Origin of the sequence: Streptomyces sindenensis (genome assembly GCF_014649035.1) — a bacterium.
Classification (GTDB): Bacteria; Actinomycetota; Actinomycetes; order Streptomycetales; family Streptomycetaceae; genus Streptomyces; species Streptomyces sindenensis.
Genome location: NZ_BMSG01000003.1, coordinates 129,997 through 147,412, shown reverse-complemented (window position 1 = coordinate 147,412; position 17,416 = coordinate 129,997). Strand labels below are relative to the sequence as shown.

Below are 17,416 nucleotides of genomic sequence, written 5' to 3'. Positions count from 1 at the left end.
GCATGGCACGAATTGCGGTGATCGGCGCCGGCACGGGCGCGATGGCGGCGGCCGCCCGGCTGGCCGTGGCGGGCGAGAAGGTGACCGTCTACGAACGGTCCGCGAGCTACGGCGGCTCGGTCGGCCGCCATGAGCACGAGGGCTTCGTCTTCGACACCGGACCCGGGCTGCTGCACCTGCCCGCCGTCCAGCGCGACCTCTTCGTGAAGACCGGCAAGGAGTCCCTGGAGCAGTGCGTGACGCTGACCCAGGTCGATCCGGCGAGCCGCCATCTCTTCGCGGACGGCACGGCGGTGTCCCTGCCGAACGCCTCCCGGGCCGGGGTGTCCGCCGCCCTGGACGGGGCGCTGGGCGCGGGTTCCGGTGCGCGGTGGAGCGACTTCATGGACCGGGCCCGGGATGCCTGGGACCGCTCGCGGCGACCGTTGCTGGAGGAGCCGCTGCGCGCGGACCACCAGGTGCTGGGGCGCGACCCGTATCCGGCGGTGCGGCAGCGCCGGCTGCTGCGCGCGGCCCGGCAGGCGGCCACGGTCGCGGAGATCGGCACGTGGGAGCTGGCGGACCCGCGCCTGGCGGCCCTGCTCGACGGGTACGCGCTCGCCCACGGCCTCGACCCGCGCACCGCCCCCGCGAGCGCCGCGCTGTTGCCGTACATGGAGCAGACCTTCGGCAGCTGGTACGTGCTGGGCGGGATGCGGGAGCTGGCCCGGGCGGTGTACGAGCGGTGCGTGGCCCGCCGGGTGGAGTTCGTCTTCGGGGCCGAGGTGGTCCGGGTGATCGAGAAGGACGGCCGGGCGGCGGGCGTGGAGCTGGCGGGCGGTGAGGTGGCCGAGGCCGACCGAGTGGTGCTGGGGGTCCGGCCGCGTCCGGGGCTGGTGCCTGGTCAGCAGGTGTGGGGCCCGGGCGATGTGCCGGTCCGGGCGGGCTCGGACGCGGGTGCGGCGGGCCGGTTCACGGTGCTGCTGTCGCTGCGCGGGGCCCGGGAGGCGGACGCGGTGCACCGGACCGTGGTGCACAGCGGGGACGGGGCGGCGGAGTGGGAGGCGGTGTTCGGGGGCCGGGCCGCGGACCGGGTCGCGGACCGGGTGGCGGGCCACCCCACGGTGACGGTGCTGCGCCCGGACGATCCGGCGACCCGGCCGGACGCGGAACACGAGGCGGTGACGCTCACCGCGACGGTGGCTCCGCAGGGCCCGGTCGACTGGCGGGACGCGGGGGTGCGGCAGCGGTTCGCCGACGTTCTGGTGGAGCGGGCGGGCGCGGCCGTGCCCGGGCTGCGGGAGCGGATCCTGCACACGGAGATCCGTACACCGGCGGAGACCGAGGCGGAGACGGGAGCCGAGGGCGGTGCGGTGCCGCCGCCCGCGCTCGCCGGGGCCGGTGGCGCGTATCTGCACCCGGGCAATCTCACCCGGCTGCCGGGGCTGTATCTCGCGGGCGGCTGGGCGCATCCGGGCGGCGGGCTCGCGCACGCCGGGATGTCGGGGACGCTGGTGGCCGGGCTCGTGGTGGAGGGCGACGGCTTCAGCGGTTCGCGCTGAGGTGTCGGCCGCCCGAGTGGCGCCCGGGCCGTCTCCGGCTCCGGTGCCGAAGCGGGGCCGCCGCCGACGGGTCGCGCCCCCGGCTACGGCCCCGCGCTCAGTAGCGGTACTGCTCGTTCTGGCCGGTGTCGTAGCCGTTGCCGTACGGGGTGGGCTGCTCCGGCGGCATCGGGGGGTACTGCTCGGCGTCGCGCTGCTGCGGGACCCAGACGCCGCCGGGCGGGGTGTCCGTGGCGTACGCCCCCGTGCCGTACGGGTCGGCGCCGTAGCTCTGGGCGTAGGGGTCGGCGTAGCTCTGCTGTCCCCCCTGGCTGTCGTTGCCGTTGCCGTAGGCGTCGTAGCCGTAGGAGGGGGCTTGGTTGGTGGTGCCGATGTACGGGTCGGAGTAGGCGGCGTAACTCTGCTCCCCGGTGCCGTAGTCGTACGTCCCGGCGTAGGGGTCCTGGGCCGGCTGCTGGCCGTAGCCGCTGTACGGGTCGTACGCGGCGTGCTGCGGCTGGGCCGAGGGGTCCGCGTCGTGGCCCTGGTCCTGGTGGGCGTGGCCGTTCGTGTCGTAGCCGGTGCCCCCGTACACGCCGTACTGGCCGGTGTCGTCGGGGAGCGGCTCCGTGGCGTAGACGGACGGGGCGGGCGGAGCGGCCGGGGGCGCGTCGTAGCCGGCGGGGGCGTCCGGCTCCGAGACCTCCAGGTCCGAGACCTCCAGCGTGGGTTCCTTCGTCGCCGCGCCCTCGCCGCCCTTGCGCCGACGGCTCTCCCCCGGGGTGCCGCCTATGGCCCAGCCGGTGGAGAAGCCGCGCCGGAAGGACAGCGTCACAAAGGTCTGGCCGGTGGCGAAGGCGAGCGTGCCGACGACGATGACCGGAACGGAGGCCAGCAGCACCCCGACCACCACGCCGAGGAAGCCGGCGAAGGCGAGCAGTCGCCAGCGCAGTCGTGCCTTGTACTGCAGCAGCACCTCGCCGAGCAGCCACAGTGCCACCAGACCGAATGCGATGTAGAGGACCGTCCAGCCCACGCCCGCCCCCTCCTTCGGCCGTCACCGCTTCGGGGGCGGGTACGACCGGTCACGACTGCTTGTGCAGTCCGAGTTTTTCGTAGATTTCGAGCGTAGCCGTCGAGTTGTTGAGCGTGATGAAGTGCAGCCCGGGCACACCCTCGGACAGCAGCTTCGCGCAGAACTCCGTTGCGAACTCGATGCCAATGGAGCGTACAGCGGCGGGATCGTCCTTGGCTGCGAGGATGCGCTCTTTCAACGACGCGGGCACGGTCGCGTTGCTGAGCTGGGAGAACTTTTCCAATTGCTTCACGCTGGTGAGGGGCATGACCTCGGGGATCACCGGCGTTTCGCAACCCGCAGCGACCACGCGGTCACGCATCCGGAGATAGTCCTCCGGGCGGAAGAACATCTGAGTGATCGCGTAATCCGCGCCCGCCCGGCACTTGTCGACGAAATGACCGATGTCCGTCTCCCAGTCGGTGGACCGGGGGTGCATTTCGGGAAATGCCGCGACGCCGACGCAGAAGTCGCCCGACTCCTTGATGAGGCGGACGAGGTCGGCGGCGTACTTCACGCCCTGCGGGTGCTCCACCCACGGGCCCATCGGGTCGCCCGGCGGGTCACCGCGGACGGCGAGGATGTTCCTGATGCCCGCGTCGGCGTACTGCCCGACCATGTTGCGCAGCTCGGCGATCGAGTGGTTGACCGCGGTGAGGTGGGCGACGGGGGTCAGCGTGGAGTCCGCCGCGATCTCCTGGGTGGCCTTGACCGTCCCGGCCCGGGTGGAACCGCCGGCGCCGTACGTCACGGAGACGAAACTCGGCCGGACCGCCTCGACCCGGCGCAGCGCGTTCCAGAGGTTGCGCTCGCCCTTCTCCGTCTTGGGCGCCCAGAACTCGAAGGAGTAGGACGTCTTGCCGGTCGCCAGCAGCTCACGCACGGTGCGCGCGTGATCCGTCCTGGTGGAAGCTGTTCCAAGGGCCATAAGGGGAGATTAACCAGGGGGCGGACACTCCCCCAACCAGAGCGGGAAACTTTGTCTGGTTTTGCCGGAGTGTTGTCCACTCCTCGGACACTCCCGGACAGCGGCCCCGGGCTGCCCGTCGCCCGTGCACCCGGGGTTCAGACCGTGTGTTCCCGGACGCGGCGGGCCAGTTCGGCGGTGGCGGCGGCCGGGTCGTCGGCCTCGGTGATCGCCCGGACGACGACGACGCGGCGGGCCCCGGCGTCCAGCACCTGGTCCAGATTGCCCGCGTCGATCCCGCCGATCGCGAACCAGGGGCGCCGGCTGCCGAGCGAGGCGGCGTAGCGCACGAGGTCGAGGCCGGGGGCGTGGCGGCCGGGCTTGGTGGGGGTGGGCCAGCAGGGGCCGGTGCAGAAGTAGTCCACGCCGTCCTGGGCGACGGCGGCGTCGACCTCGGCCTCGGCGTGGGTGGAGCGGCCGATCAGCCGGCCGCCGCCGATGATCGCGCGGGCGGCGGGGACGGGCAGGTCGCCCTGGCCGAGGTGGAGGACGTCGGCGCCGATGGCGTGGGCGACGTCGGCGCGGTCGTTCACGGCGAGGAGCTTGCCGTGCCGGCGGCAGGCGTCGGCGAAGAGCGCGAGGTGGTCCAGCTCCTCCGCGGCCTCCATGCCCTTGTCCCGGAGCTGGACGATGTCGACGCCGGAGGCGAGCACGGCGTCCAGGAAGGCGGGGAGGTCGCCCTGGCGCTTGCGGGCGTCCGTGCACAGGTAGAGCCGGGCGTCGGACAGCTGCTCGCGCGGCGTGGGCGGCGTGGACATCGTGGAGCTCCCCCGTGGTCGTCACGGCGGAGCGGAATCCGCCGTGGTCGTGACGGTGCGCGGGCCGTGTCGGACGGCCCGCGCACCGCTTCCTGTCGTATCGGTCAGACGGCGAGCGCCTGGGCGCGGCGCTTCACCTCCGTCCCGCGATTCTCGCTCAGCGCCTGCGCGGGTGTGCCGGGCAGGGTCGGGTCGGGAGTGAAGAGCCACTCCAGCATCTCTTCCTCGGAGAAGCCGTCGTCCTTCAGGAGGGTCAGGGTGCCGGAGAGGCCCTTGACCACCTTGTCGCCGTCGATGAAGGCGGCGGGCACCTGGAGCGTCCGGTTCTCACCACGGCGTACGGCGATGAGCTGGCCCTCCTTGACCAGCTGGCGTACGCGGGTCACCTCGACATCGAGCATCTCGGCGATGTCGGGGAGGTGGAGCCAGGCAGGGACGAGAGCATCGGTCTTTGCGTCAATCTCGGTCACAGGGACAAGCGTGCCACCTGGGACTGACAGCCGGTAGCCGGGCCGACCGTACGGGGGTGCCGGCGCCGGCCGCCGGGGCGGTCAGAGGGCGGCGGACTTCAGCGGTACGGCGGGGTCGGCGGCCTTCTCCGGGTCGAGGACGGCCCCCGACTCGATGAGCCTGCGCCCCTGGGCCAGATCGCGCGGGCGGCCCACGGCGAGCACGGCGACGAGCGCGCCCTCGCTCAGCCAGCACACCGACCAGGCCGCGTCCGCCGCGGTGCCGCGCCACAGCAGGGTGTCGGCGTCGGCGTGGTGTCCGGCGTACTGCACGAAGCGGCCGAACTGCTCGGACCAGAAGTACGGGACGGGGTCGTGGACCGGGAGCGGTCCGCCGCTCTCCGCCGCCATGATCGCGGCGGCCGCGGTGCGCGGCCCCTGGAGGGCGTTGTCCCAGTGGTGGACCAGGAGGCGCCTCCCGTAGCGGGCGGAGGGGAAGGAGGCGCAGTCGCCGACCGCGTACACATCGGGCAGCGAGGTGCGCAGGGCGCTGTCGGCGGTGACCGAGCCGTCCTGGCCGAGCGCGATCCCGGAGCCCGCCAGCCAGCCGGTGGCGGGGCGCGCGCCGATGCCGACGACCACGGCCCCGGCGGGCAGGGCGCGGCCGTCCGCGAGGATCACGGCGCCCTCCTCGACGCGCTCGACCCGGGCCCCGGTGAGGAGTTCGGCGCCGCTCTCGGCGTACCAGGCGGCCATCGGGGCGGCCACCTCGGCGGGCAGGGTGCCCGCGAGCGGGCGGGCCGCGGCCTCGACGACGGTGACGGCGCAGCCCGCGGCGCGGGCGGCGGTGGCGAACTCCGCGCCGATCCAGCCCGCGCCGACGACGACCACGTCGTGCTGCCGCTCCAGGACGGGCCGCAGCCGGGCGGCGTCGTCGAGGGTGCGCAGCAGATGGACGCCGGGCACGCCCTCGGTGCCGGGCAGGGCGAGGGGCTCCGCGCCGGTCGCGAGGACGAGGGAGTCGTAGGGGACGGGCCCCTCGGCGGTGTCCAGCACATGGGCGGCGGCGCGCAGGGCGGTGACGTCCAGGCCGAGGCGCAGGGTGATGTCCAGCGCCTCGAAGTCGACGTCGAAGGCGGAGTCCTCGGCCTTGCCCAGCAGCACGGCCTTGGACAGCGGCGGGCGGTCGTAGGGCTGGTGGGGCTCGGCACCGATCAGGGTGACGGGGCCGGTGAAGCCCGCCTCGCGCAGGGCGACGGCGCTCTGCACGCCTGCCATGCCCGCGCCGACGATCACGACGTTCCGGGCGGGACTCTTCTCCGTCTGCTGCTCGCTCACCCGTCCACCTTAATCACCTGATGACACGTCAGAAAGATGGCCGGTGGGACGACGGCCGTCAGAAGGAGGCCACTTCCTCCACCACGCTCGTCCCGCTGCCCTCCTGGGACTCCCACTGCCACCGTTCCTCCAGCCGGACCCGGCCGTCCGCGAGATCGACGACGGTGGAGAGGCAGTGCCCGGAGGAGGTCGTTCCGTCCTGCTTGAGCTGGACGTAGCGGAAGTCCAGCGCGTCCCCGTCCCGGGTGCCGACGAGATGGCCGCGGACCACGTCACCGCCCGTGTACTCGGCCCAGATCCGGCCGTCCCGCTCGTGGTACGTGAAGCGGGTGCGGGTGCCGACCTGGCCCGGGGCCTGGTCGGCGACGGGCGCGAGGACGAGTCCGTCGAGCGAACGGGCCATGGGGCTGCTCCCTTACTGGGCGAAAGCGGGTGGGTTTAGGGTGGCCAACGTAGAACACTCGCGGGAGCCCGGACGCACCGGGCTGAGAGGGAGGCTGGCCGGCCTCCGACCGTACGAACCTGCTCCGGGTCATGCCGGCGAAGGGAGGGGTTGGACACCCATGTGCGCCTCGGGGAACGCCTCAGGAGCCTCGACGAGAACCTCCGGATCCGACGTCCTCGTCATCGGGGGCGGCATCATCGGCCTGGTCACCGCGTGGCGGGCCGCGCAGCGCGGGCTGACCGTCACCGTGGCCGATCCCGCACCGGGCGGCGGCGCCGCACAGGTCGCGGCGGGCATGCTGGCCGCCGTCACCGAACTGCACTACGGCGAGCAGACGCTGCTCGGGCTCAACCTGGCCTCCGCCGCCCGTTATCCGGCGTTCGTCGGGGAGCTGGAGGAGGCGAGCGGCCGGGACACCGGTTTCCGGAGCTGCGGCACGCTCGCCGTCGCCCTGGACTCCGACGACCGGGCGCATCTGCGCGAACTGCACGCCCTCCAGGAGCGTTCGGTCCTGGAGTCGGTCTGGCTGACCGGCCGGGAGTGCCGGCGGCTGGAACCGATGCTCGCTCCCGGCGTCCGGGGCGGCCTCCGGGTCGACGGCGACCACCAGGTGGACCCGCGCCGCCTCGCCTCGGCGCTGCTGACGGCGTGCGAGCGGGCCGGGGTCGCGTTCCGCCGGACGACCGCCGAGCGGCTCACCGTCGGCGGGGGCCGGGCCACCGGGGCGGCGCTGGGCGACGGTACGGAGTTCGCCGCCGATCAGGTCGTGCTCGCCGCGGGCAGCCTCAGCGGCCGGCTCGCGGGGCTTCCGCCGGAGCTCGTGCCGCCGGTCCGCCCGGTCAAGGGCCAGGTCCTCCGGCTCACCGTGCCCCCGGCGTACGCCCCCTTCCTCAGCCGTACCGTGCGCGCCGTGGTCCGGGGCGGCCACCTCTACCTCGTACCGCGCGAGAACGGCGAGCTGGTCGTCGGCGCCACCAGCGAGGAGATGGGCTGGGACACCACGGTCACCGCCGGCGGGGTGTACGAGCTGCTGCGCGACGCCCATGAGCTGGTGCCGGGCATCACGGAGCTGCCGCTCACCGAGACCCGGGCCGGTCTGCGTCCCGCGTCGCCCGACAACGCCCCGCTGCTCGGCCCGACCGCCCTGCCCGGTCTCCTGCTCGCCACCGGCCACCACCGCAACGGCGTCCTGCTGACACCGGTCACCGGGGACGCGATGGCCGACGTCCTGACCACCGGCGAGCTGCCCGAGCCGGCCCGGCCCTTCGCCCCCGGCCGCTTCGGACCCGCCGCCCCCGTACTCCAGGAGCAGCCCGTATGAGCCAGCAGCCAGCAGCGCCGGAAGCCGACGCCGTACCGGAAGCCACCCCCGTACCCGAAGGCACCCCCGTACCCGAAGGCACCACAGCCGCCACCGTTTCCGTCTCGGTGAACGGGCAAGCCCGTGCCGTTCCCGCCGGGACCGGTCTGGACGCCCTGGTCGGCACGCTCACCCGGGCCCCGTCCGGGGTCGCCGCAGCGGTCAACGAGAGCGTCGTCCCGCGCGGCCGGTGGGCGGCCACGACGCTCGGCGACGGCGACCGTGTCGAGATCCTGACCGCCGTACAGGGAGGCTGACCATGTCGGACGACGTCTTCACGCTGGGACCGGCCACGTTCGGGTCCCGGCTGATCATGGGCACGGGCGGGGCCCCGAGCCTGGAGGTGCTGGAGCGCGCGCTGATCGCGTCGGGCACCGAGCTGACCACGGTCGCGATGCGCCGGCTCGACCCGACCGTGCGGGGATCGGTGCTCTCGGTGCTGGAGCGGCTCTCCATCCAGGTCCTGCCGAACACCGCGGGCTGCTTCACCGCGGGCGAGGCGGTGCTGACCGCCCGGCTGGCCCGGGAGGCGCTCGGCACGGACTGGGTGAAGCTGGAGGTGATCGCCGACGAGCGGACCCTGCTGCCCGACCCGATCGAGCTGCTGGACGCGGCGGAGATCCTGGTCGACGACGGGTTCACGGTGCTGCCGTACACCAACGACGACCCGGTCCTCGCCCGGAAGCTGGAGGATGCGGGGTGCGCGGCGATCATGCCGCTGGGCTCCCCCATCGGCTCCGGGCTCGGCATCCGCAACCCGCACAACTTCGAGCTGATCGTGGAGCGGGCCGGGGTGCCGGTGATCCTCGACGCGGGGGCCGGGACCGCCTCGGACGCGGCGCAGGCGATGGAGCTGGGGTGCGCCGCCGTGATGCTCGCCTCGGCGGTGACCCGGGCGCAGGAGCCGGAGCTGATGGCGGGTGCGATGCGTCACGCGGTGGAGGGCGGTCGGCTCGCGTACCGGGCGGGCCGGATTCCTCGCCGGCACTTCGCCGAGGCGTCGTCGCCGGTGGACGGGCGGGCGGTGTTCGACCCGGAGCGGCCTGCGTTCTGAGCGCCGGGTACGTGATCGGGGGCGCCGCCCCCGGACCCCCGCTCCTCGATCGCCGGAGGGGCTTGAATTGTCCCCGCACGGGCCGGCCACCCGGGGGCGTGACCAAGGGACGTGTCCCTGTCACGGATCGGCTGCAGAACGGCCCCGGGGGTGCCCCGGCCCGTCCGGGGTGTCGGTGGCGGCTCGTAGACTCTCGGGGTGGACACGACCCTCCAGGACCCGCTCGTCGGGCAACTGCTCGACGGCCGGTATCGCATCGAGGCGCGCATCGCCGTCGGCGGGATGGCCACGGTCTACCGGGCCGTGGACACCCGCCTGGACCGGGTGCTCGCCCTCAAGGTGATGCACCCGGCGCTCGCCACCGACGTCTCGTTCGTCGAGCGCTTCATCCGGGAGGCCAAGTCGGTGGCCCGCCTGGCGCACCCCAACGTGGTCGCGGTCTTCGACCAAGGCGCCGAGGGCGCGTACGTCTACCTCGCGATGGAGTACGTGGCGGGCTGCACCCTGCGCGACGTGCTGCGCGAGCGCGGGGCCCTCCAGCCCCGGGCGGCGCTGGACATCCTGGAGCCGGTCCTCGCCGCGCTCGGCGCCGCGCACCGGGCCGGGTTCGTGCACCGCGACATGAAGCCGGAGAACGTCCTGATAGGGGACGACGGCCGGGTGAAGGTCGCCGACTTCGGCCTGGTCAGGGCGGTCGGCACGGCCACCGACACCACCGGCTCGCTGCTGGGCACGGTGTCGTATCTGGCCCCCGAGCAGATCGAGCACGGCACCGCCGACACCCGCAGCGATGTGTACGCCTGCGGGGTCGTGCTGTACGAGATGCTCACCGGCGCCAAGCCGCACACCGGCGAGAACGCCGCCCAGGTCATCTACCAGCACCTGAACGCCGACGTCCCGCCCCCGTCCGCCGTCGTGCCGGGGCTCCCGGTCGCGCTGGACTCCCTGGTGGCGAGCGCGACCGCCCGCAACCCAGAGGTGCGCCCGCACGACGCGGTGCTGCTGCTGGCCGAGACCCGTGAGGCCCGCGCCGGGCTGACCGACGCCGAGCTGGACGCCGTACCGCCGCAGGCGCTGTCGGACTCCCACGACGGCGCGGACGACCGTACGAGCGTGATCCCGCGGGCCCTCCCGGAGGACGGCGACGGGGCCGGGGTGCACCGCACCAGCCGCCTGGCGATGCCTCCGGCGGGAGTCGATGCCGCGCCCCGGCGCCCGGCCGGCCGACGTGGCCCGTTCGCCGGGCCGCACCGCAAGCTGATCATCGCGCTCGCCGCCGTCCTGCTCACCCTGGGGATCGGCACGGGCGTCTGGTACATCAACTCCGGCCAGTTCACCCAGGTCCCCTCGCTGCTCGGGCAGACCCAGCAGACCGCCGAGAAGCGGCTCGCGGACGCCGGGCTCGGGCTGAAGGGCGTGGACCGGGTCTTCAGCGACACGGTCGAGCGGGGCGAGGTCGTCAGCAGCGAGCCCGCCTCGGGCGACCGGATCCGGGGCAACGGCTCGGTGAAGCTCGTCGTCTCACGGGGCCCGGAGATCGTGCGGGTGCCCGATGTGGCGGGTGCTTCCCTCGCGGACGCCCGGCGCTCCCTGAAGAAGGTGGGCCTGGTCCCGGGGATGGTGACCAGGGAGTTCAGCGAGGACGTGGACCGGGGCAAGGTGATCCGCACGGATCCCCGCGCCGGTACGGACCGCAATCCGGACACGGCCGTGGCGCTCGTCGTCAGCAAGGGCGCCCCGATCGACGTCCCGGACGTCACCGGGCTCTCCGCCGAGGACGCCACCGCCGAGCTGGCGGCCGAGGGGCTGAAGGCCGAGGTGCTGCCCGGCCGGGTCCACTCCCGCGAGGCCGCGGGCGATGTGGCCGAGCAGTCCCCCGGCGAGGGGACCGAGGCCGCCGAGGGCGACACGATCCAGCTGACCCTCTCCAAGGGCCCCCGGATGCTGGACGTCCCCGACGTCACCGGCCGGGACGTCGACGAGGCACGGAGCACCCTGGAGGAGGCGGGCTTCGAGGTGAAGGTCGACCGGCCGTTCCTGTCCTTCAGCGACACGATCGCGAGCCAGTCCGTCGACGGCGGCGAGCAGGCCCCCGAGGGCTCCACGATCACCATCAAGACCAAGGGGTTCTAGAACCTGATGGATTCTCTGCGGAACCCGGTGGGCGGGCATGTCCCGGTGGCCGGCGGCCTCGCCAAGGTGGGCCTGGAGTACGCGCGCGAGCTGGCGGCGGAGACCGTGCAGGTCTTCGTGGCGAATCCGCGCGGCTGGGCGACGCCCGCCGGGAACCCGGCGCAGGACGAGCTGTTCCGTGCCGAGTGCGCGGCGGCCTCGATGCCGGCGTACGTCCACGCCCCGTATCTGATCAACTTCGGCTCGCACACCGAGGCGACGGTGGAGAGGTCCGTGGAGTCCCTGCGCCACTCGCTGCGGCGGGCCCGGGAGATCGGCGCGCTGGGTGTGGTGGTGCACACCGGTTCGGCGACCGGCGGGCGGCCGCGCGCCGAGGCGCTGGCCCAGGTGCGGGAGCACATGCGGCCGCTGCTGGACGAGCTGACCCATGACGACGACCCGGATCTGCTGCTGGAGTCGACGGCGGGCCAGGGCTTCTCGCTCTGCTCCCGGACCTGGGACTTCGGGCCGTACTTCGAGGCGCTGGACTCCCATCCGAAGCTGGGCATCTGCCTGGACACCTGCCACATCTACGCCGCCGGACACGACCTGACCGGTCCGTCGGGGATGCGGCAGACGCTGGACCTGCTGGTGGAGACGGTCGGCGAGGGGCGGCTGAAGCTGATCCACGCCAACGACTCCAAGGACGTCGTGGGCGCCCACAAGGACCGGCACGAGAACATCGGCGCCGGTCATATCGGGGCGGAGCCGTTCGCCGAGCTGTTCGCCCATCCGGCGACCGAGGGCGTACCGCTGATCATCGAGACGCCCGGCGGCAAGGAGGGGCACGCGGCGGACGTGGCCCGGCTGAAGGAGCTGCGCGGCACCCGCAGGTGAGGCTCCGCTACAGCTCGGGGCCGTCCCCCGGCTCCTCCTGGTAGGAGTAGCGCTGCTCGGACCAGGGGTCGCCGATGTTGTGGTAGCCCCGCTCCTCCCAGAATCCGCGCCGGTCCGCCGTCATGTACTCGATGCCGCGGACCCATTTGGGGCCTTTCCAGGCGTACAGGTGCGGGACGACGAGGCGGAGCGGGAAGCCGTGCTCGGCGGTGAGGAGTTCGCCGTCCTTGTGGGTGGCGAAGAGGGTGCGCTCGGAGGCGAAGTCGGCCAGGCGCAGGTTCGAGGAGAAGCCGTACTCGGCCCAGACCATCACATGGGTGGCGTCGGGGGCGGGCGGCGCCAGTGCGAGGATCGCACTCGCCGGGACTCCGCCCCATTCGGCGCCGAGCATGCTGAACTTCGTCACGCAGTGCAGATCGGCGACGACGGAGGAGAACGGCAGCGCCGAGAAGTCCTGGTGGCTCCAGCAGTGCTTCTCGCCGTCGGCGGTGGCCCCGAAGACCCGGAACTCCCAGCGGTCGGGCTTGAACTTGGGAACGGGCCCGTAGTGGGTGACCGGCCATCCGCGCTGCAGTCGCTGTCCTGGTGGAAGCTCCGACTGCTCTGCTCCGCGATTCTCCCGGCTTTCCGGCTGACCCATGTCTCCATGGTGACAGACAGGCAGGGGTGGTCATGACCAGGGAGGACCCGCATGGGGGCAACTCGTACTAAGCGTGCACTTACTGGACGGTCGCTGAGCGCGGTGCGAGGATCTGGCCAACTTGCCAGATCGATCACCGGTTGGAAGGAGCCTTTGCCATGCAGGGCGACCCCGAGGTCCTTGAGTTTCTCAATGAGCAGCTGACCGCCGAATTGACTGCCATCAACCAGTACTTCCTGCACGCGAAGATGCAGGAGAACTTCGGGTGGACCAAGCTCGCCAAGTACACCCGGGCCGAGTCGTTCGACGAGATGAAGCACGCCGAGATCCTCACCGACCGGATCCTGTTCCTGGACGGGCTGCCGAACTACCAGCGGCTGTTCCACGTCCGGGTGGGCCAGACGGTCACCGAGATGTTCCAGGCGGACCGCCAGGTCGAGGTGGAGGCGATCGACCGCCTCAAGCGCGGCATCGAAGTGATGCGCGGCAAGGGCGACATCACTTCCGCGAACATCTTCGAGTCGATCCTGGAGGACGAGGAGCACCACATCGACTATCTCGACACCCAGCTGGAGCTGGTCGAGAAGCTCGGTGAGCCGCTCTACATCGCCCAGCTGATCGAGCAGCCGGAGAGCTGACCCGGGCGGTCGGGGACGACCGTCAGGCGGCGTCGGAGAGGACCGGGCTCGTGACGGCGGCGACCACGGGTTCCTGCCGCTGGTCGAGCAGCTCGCGGCGCGGGCAGTCACCGCGTCCCAGCAGGGCCTGGATACGGCGCACACATCCACCGCAGTCCGTGCCGGCCTTGCAGGCCGACGCGATCTGCCGGGGTGTGCAGGCACCGGCGTCCGCATGCTTCTTGACCTGGGCCTCGGTGACGCCGAAGCAGGAGCAGACGTACATGCGGTTCACCTCCCTGCGGGTCGGTCGCTGGCGCCGTCCCCGTCTTGATCGGTGAGGCTAACCTAACCTTACCCGTCCCCCGGGTGGCGTAAAAGCCCTGGGTACGACTGTGGGGCACGGATCACATCGATCCGTGCCCCACAGGTGCGTCCGGTGCAGACTTCTTACTGGTCGCGGTACATCTCGGCGACGAGGAAGGCCAGGTCGAGCGACTGGCTGCGGTTGAGCCGGGGGTCGCAGGCCGTCTCGTAGCGCTGGTGCAGATCGTCCACGAAGATCTCGTGGCCGCCGCCCACGCACTCGGTGACGTCGTCGCCGGTCAGCTCCACGTGGATGCCGCCCGGGTGGGTGCCGAGGCCCTTGTGGACCTCGAAGAAGCCCTTGACCTCGTCCAGGACGTCGTCGAAGCGGCGCGTCTTGTGGCCGGAGGCGGCCTCGAAGGTGTTGCCGTGCATGGGGTCGGTCACCCAGGCGACGGTCGCACCGGAGGCGGTGACCTTCTCGACCAGCTCGGGGAGCTTGTCGCGGACCTTGTCGGCGCCCATGCGGACGATGAAGGTCAGCCGGCCGGGCTCGCGCTCGGGGTCGAGGCGGTCGATGTAGCCGAGCGCCTCGTCGACGGTGGTCGTCGGGCCGAGCTTGATGCCGATGGGGTTGCGGACCTTCGAGGCGAACTCGATGTGCGCGCCGTCCATCTGGCGGGTGCGCTCACCGATCCAGACCATGTGGCCGGACGTGTCGTACAGCTCGCCGGTGCGCGAGTCGGTGCGGGTCAGCGCCGTCTCGTAGTCCAGCAGCAGCGCCTCGTGCGAGGCGTAGAACTCGACCGCCTTGAACTCGGCCGGGTCGGTGCCGCACGCCTTCATGAAGTTGAGCGCGCTGTCGATCTCGCGGGCCAGCGCCTCGTAGCGCTGGCCGGCGGGGGACGACTTCACGAAGTCCTGGTTCCAGGCGTGGACCTGGCGCAGGTCGGCGTAACCGCCGGTGGTGAAGGCGCGCACCAGGTTCAGCGTGGAGGAGGACGCGTGGTACATCTGCTTCAGCCGCGCCGGGTCCGGGACCCGGTCCTTCTCGGTGAAGGCGAAGCCGTTCACCGAGTCGCCGCGGTAGGTCGGCAGGGTCACGCCGTCGCGGGTCTCGGTCGGCTTGGAGCGCGGCTTGGAGTACTGGCCCGCGATCCGGCCGACCTTGACGACCGGCACGGAGGCGGCGTAGGTCAGGACGGCGCTCATCTGGAGCAGCGTCTTCAGCTTGGCCCGGATGTGCTCGGCGGACACGGCGTCGAAGGCCTCGGCGCAGTCGCCACCCTGGAGCAGGAACGCCTCGCCCTTGGCGACGGCTCCCAGACGGGCGCGCAGCTGGTCGCACTCGCCCGCGAAGACGAGCGGCGGATACGACGCGAGGTCCGCGAGTACATCGCGCAGCGCCTCGGAGTCGGGGTACTCGGGCTGCTGCGCCGCGGGAAGGTCTCGCCAGGTGTTGCCACCGGCGACGGAGGTATTGGCGTTCACGGTCACGTGCACAACATTACGGGGTCCCGGGGAGGCATCCATCCGGACGCTCAATGGGTGAGACACCCGCTTCGGTGCCCGGATCGTCCGCTAGGGTCGGGGCATGTCGACGCAACAGATCCAGATCTCGATCCAGAACTGGTGGTGGACCGCTCATCCGGCGGCCCGCTGATTCATCGCGCTGACACTTCGCGAAGGCCGCCCGAGGGGCGGCCTTTTCTGTTTCCAGGAGCCGTTCCTCTCCCTGTGAACCCCGTGCGGATCCCCTGTGGGCCCTCCGTACGGACCGTCCGGAAGGAAGCTGCTCCCATGTCCCAGACCTCGTCCCGATCCGCCTCCGCCCTCATCGGCCGGCTGCTGGCGGAGGACGCCCCGCCGTTCGCTCTGCTGCGCCGCCGGACGCCCGGCCGTGACCACGATCACGTCGAACTGCTGATCGGCGGGGTGCGGGAGGCTGACCGGCTGGCCGATCTGCCGGTGGGCCCGGCGCCCGCGCTGGCCCTGGTGCCGTTCCGGCAGATCGCCGAGCGCGGCTTCGACGTCCGCGACGACGGCACGCCGCTGAGCGTGCTGGTCGCCGACGAGTTTCATGAGCTGGAGCTCGCGGAGGTGCTGGCGGCGCTGCCCGCGCATGACGTGACCGTGTCGGACCGCGGCTTCGATGTGCCGGACGAGGAGTACGCGGACATCGTGCGGCGGGTGATCCGGGACGAGATCGGGCAGGGCGAGGGCGCGAACTTCGTGATCCGGCGGACGTTCCGGGGCGAGATCCCCGGCTTCGGGCGGGCGGACGCGCTGGCGCTGTTCCGGCGGCTGCTGGCGGGCGAGCGGGGCGCGTACTGGACGTTCGTGGTGCACACGGGCGGCAGCGGGCCCGAGGAGCCCTCCGTCCCGGGGCGGCGGCGCGCGACGGGTGGGCGGACCCTGGTGGGCGCCAGCCCCGAGGTGCATGTGCGGATGTCGGGCGGGACGGTCGTGATGAACCCGATCAGCGGGACGTACCGCTACCCGCCGGAGGGGCCGACCGCGCAGAGCCTGCTGGCGTTCCTCGGCGACCGCAAGGAGAGCGAGGAGCTGTCCATGGTGGTCGACGAGGAGCTGAAGATGATGTGCACGGTGGGAGACATGGGCGGGGTGGTGGTCGGGCCCCGGCTCAAGGAGATGGCCCACCTCGCGCACACCGAGTACGAGCTGCGCGGGAAGTCCTCGCTGGACGTGCGGGACGTGCTGCGCGAGACCATGTTCGCGGCGACCGTGACCGGTTCCCCGGTGCAGAACGCGTGCCGGGTGATCGAGCGGTACGAGTCCGGGGGCCGCGGCTACTACGCGGGGGCGCTGGCCCTGCTGGGCCGGGACGCGAACGGGGCGCAGACGCTGGACTCGCCGATCCTGATCCGTACCGCCGACATCGCCCCCGACGGTTCGCTGAAGGTGCCGGTCGGGGCCACGCTCGTACGCCACTCGGATCCGGCGGGCGAGGTCGCCGAGACGCACGCCAAGGCGGCCGGGGTGCTGGCCGCCCTCGGGGTGCGGCCTGGCCGTCCGGCGGCGGAGGCGGACGGGCCGCGGCTGGCCTCCGACCCCCGGGTGCAGGCGGCGCTGGACGACCGGCGCGGCGGGCTCGCCCCGTTCTGGCTGCGGATGCAGGAGCGCGTCCGGGACCTGTCCGGGCACGCCCTGGTGGTGGACGGCGAGGACACGTTCACCGCGATGCTCGCCCATCTGCTGCGGGCGTCCGGTCTTGACGTCTCGGTGCGCCGCTACGACGAACCGGGGCTGCGCGAGGTGGTCCGGGCGCACGAGGGGCCCGTGGTGCTGGGCCCCGGCCCGGGGAACCCGGGTGACCTCACCGACCCGAAGATGCGGCTGCTGCGGGAGATCGCCGCCGAGCTGCTGCGCGACCACCGGCACGGGCTGCTGGGGGTCTGCCTCGGGCACGAGCTGATCGCGGCGGAGCTGGGCCTGGAGATCGTCCGCAAGGCGGTGCCGTACCAGGGGGCGCAGACCCGGATCGAGCTGTTCGGGCGGCCGGAGACGGTGGGGTTCTACAACAGCTTCACCGCCCGCTGCGACGGTTCGGCCGCCGCCGAGCTGGCCACGCACGGGGTCGAGGTGAGCCGGGACGAGGAGAGCGGGGAGCTGCACGCCCTGCGCGGGCCGGGCTTCGCCTCGGTGCAGTTCCACCCGGAGTCGGTGCTGACCGTGCGGGGCTCGGCGATCGTGACGGAGCTGCTGGCGGGGCTGCCCGTGGCGGGCTGAGGCGGGGCTCCGCCAGGTCCTGTCGTCACACTGCCGTCGTCGCCCGGAGGGCGGCCGCGCGGCGTCCGGTGCGTGCGATCGCAAGGCGCCTGAATGGTCTTGTAGCGGAGCTACCAGGGCATTTGGGC

18 protein-coding genes and 1 riboswitch are annotated in these 17,416 nt (G+C 72.6%); of the genes, 9 read left to right on the top strand and 9 right to left on the bottom strand.

The window, feature by feature from the left end; genetic code table 11:
- Positions 1-2: 2 nt before the first annotated feature.
- The gene (locus IE145_RS05870; RefSeq protein WP_189519498.1) at positions 3-1,541 is read left to right on the top strand and encodes a phytoene desaturase family protein; all 1,539 of its coding nucleotides are present in this window, start codon (positions 3-5) and stop codon (positions 1,539-1,541) included.
- 97 nt (positions 1,542-1,638) lie between these two features.
- Here IE145_RS05870 and IE145_RS05865 read toward each other — a convergent pair whose 3' ends face one another.
- The 6 genes from IE145_RS05865 to IE145_RS05840 form a co-directional block, all read right to left on the bottom strand.
- Positions 1,639-2,556 carry a Bax inhibitor 1 family protein gene (locus tag IE145_RS05865; RefSeq protein ID WP_189519496.1) on the bottom strand — a complete coding sequence of 306 codons (918 nt, stop codon included), beginning with the start codon at positions 2,554-2,556 and terminating at the stop codon, positions 1,639-1,641.
- A 49-nt stretch (positions 2,557-2,605) separates the two neighbouring features.
- A complete protein-coding gene (gene metF, locus IE145_RS05860; protein WP_006123876.1) occupies positions 2,606-3,523 on the bottom strand; it encodes a methylenetetrahydrofolate reductase [NAD(P)H] in 918 nt (305 codons plus the stop codon).
- 137 nt (positions 3,524-3,660) lie between these two features.
- A complete protein-coding gene (thiE, locus tag IE145_RS05855) occupies positions 3,661-4,320 on the bottom strand; it encodes a thiamine phosphate synthase (RefSeq protein WP_189519494.1) in 660 nt (219 codons plus the stop codon).
- Between the two features lie 104 nt (positions 4,321-4,424).
- A complete protein-coding gene (locus IE145_RS05850) occupies positions 4,425-4,790 on the bottom strand; it encodes an Rv2175c family DNA-binding protein (protein WP_069737780.1) in 366 nt (121 codons plus the stop codon).
- Positions 4,791-4,871: 81 nt separating this feature from the next.
- A complete protein-coding gene (locus IE145_RS05845; RefSeq protein ID WP_229825380.1) occupies positions 4,872-6,047 on the bottom strand; it encodes an NAD(P)/FAD-dependent oxidoreductase in 1,176 nt (391 codons plus the stop codon).
- A gap of 118 nt (positions 6,048-6,165) precedes the next feature.
- A complete protein-coding gene (locus IE145_RS05840; protein WP_189519490.1) occupies positions 6,166-6,510 on the bottom strand; it encodes an avidin-fold protein in 345 nt (114 codons plus the stop codon).
- Positions 6,511-6,560: 50 nt separating this feature from the next.
- Positions 6,561-6,674, top strand: a riboswitch (TPP riboswitch).
- Here IE145_RS05840 and thiO point away from each other — a divergent pair.
- From thiO to IE145_RS05815, 5 genes are all read left to right on the top strand, one after another.
- On the top strand, positions 6,671-7,873 hold the full coding sequence (thiO, locus tag IE145_RS05835) for a glycine oxidase ThiO (protein ID WP_189519488.1): 1,203 nt from the start codon (positions 6,671-6,673) through the stop codon (positions 7,871-7,873). Its footprint overlaps the riboswitch before it by 4 nt.
- Positions 7,870-8,169, top strand: coding sequence for a sulfur carrier protein ThiS (gene thiS / locus IE145_RS33305; RefSeq protein WP_229825365.1), 300 nt, complete (start codon positions 7,870-7,872; stop codon positions 8,167-8,169). Before thiO ends, thiS begins: the two co-directional genes overlap by 4 nt.
- A 2-nt stretch (positions 8,170-8,171) precedes the next feature.
- A complete protein-coding gene (locus IE145_RS05825; protein ID WP_189519485.1) occupies positions 8,172-8,966 on the top strand; it encodes a thiazole synthase in 795 nt (264 codons plus the stop codon).
- 198 nt (positions 8,967-9,164) lie between these two features.
- A complete protein-coding gene (gene pknB, locus IE145_RS05820) occupies positions 9,165-11,099 on the top strand; it encodes a Stk1 family PASTA domain-containing Ser/Thr kinase (RefSeq protein WP_189519483.1) in 1,935 nt (644 codons plus the stop codon).
- Positions 11,100-11,105: 6 nt separating this feature from the next.
- Positions 11,106-11,975 (top strand): deoxyribonuclease IV, encoded by an 870-nt coding sequence (locus IE145_RS05815; protein ID WP_189519481.1) that lies wholly within the window; start codon positions 11,106-11,108, stop codon positions 11,973-11,975.
- 7 nt (positions 11,976-11,982) lie between these two features.
- On the opposite strand, the gene IE145_RS05810 is transcribed toward IE145_RS05815, so the two are convergent.
- Entirely contained in the window at positions 11,983-12,615 is a 633-nt protein-coding gene (locus IE145_RS05810) for a sulfite oxidase-like oxidoreductase (protein ID WP_189519479.1), read from the bottom strand.
- A gap of 158 nt (positions 12,616-12,773) precedes the next feature.
- Between IE145_RS05810 and bfr the strand changes: the two genes are divergently transcribed.
- Complete coding sequence (bfr, locus tag IE145_RS05805) at positions 12,774-13,253, top strand: bacterioferritin (protein WP_003969666.1); 480 nt, start codon at positions 12,774-12,776, stop codon at positions 13,251-13,253.
- Between the two features lie 22 nt (positions 13,254-13,275).
- On the opposite strand, the gene IE145_RS05800 is transcribed toward bfr, so the two are convergent.
- On the bottom strand, positions 13,276-13,518 hold the full coding sequence (locus tag IE145_RS05800; RefSeq protein ID WP_189519477.1) for a (2Fe-2S)-binding protein: 243 nt from the start codon (positions 13,516-13,518) through the stop codon (positions 13,276-13,278).
- A 164-nt stretch (positions 13,519-13,682) separates the two neighbouring features.
- Complete coding sequence (locus IE145_RS05795) at positions 13,683-15,029, bottom strand: class II 3-deoxy-7-phosphoheptulonate synthase (RefSeq protein WP_189519819.1); 1,347 nt, start codon at positions 15,027-15,029, stop codon at positions 13,683-13,685.
- A gap of 103 nt (positions 15,030-15,132) precedes the next feature.
- On the opposite strand from IE145_RS05795, the gene IE145_RS33915 reads away from it, so the two are divergent.
- On the top strand, positions 15,133-15,201 hold the full coding sequence (locus IE145_RS33915) for a trp operon leader peptide (protein ID WP_106429850.1): 69 nt from the start codon (positions 15,133-15,135) through the stop codon (positions 15,199-15,201).
- 137 nt (positions 15,202-15,338) lie between these two features.
- Entirely contained in the window at positions 15,339-17,288 is a 1,950-nt protein-coding gene (locus tag IE145_RS05785) for an anthranilate synthase family protein (RefSeq protein WP_189519475.1), read from the top strand.
- Positions 17,289-17,416 lie beyond the last annotated feature (128 nt).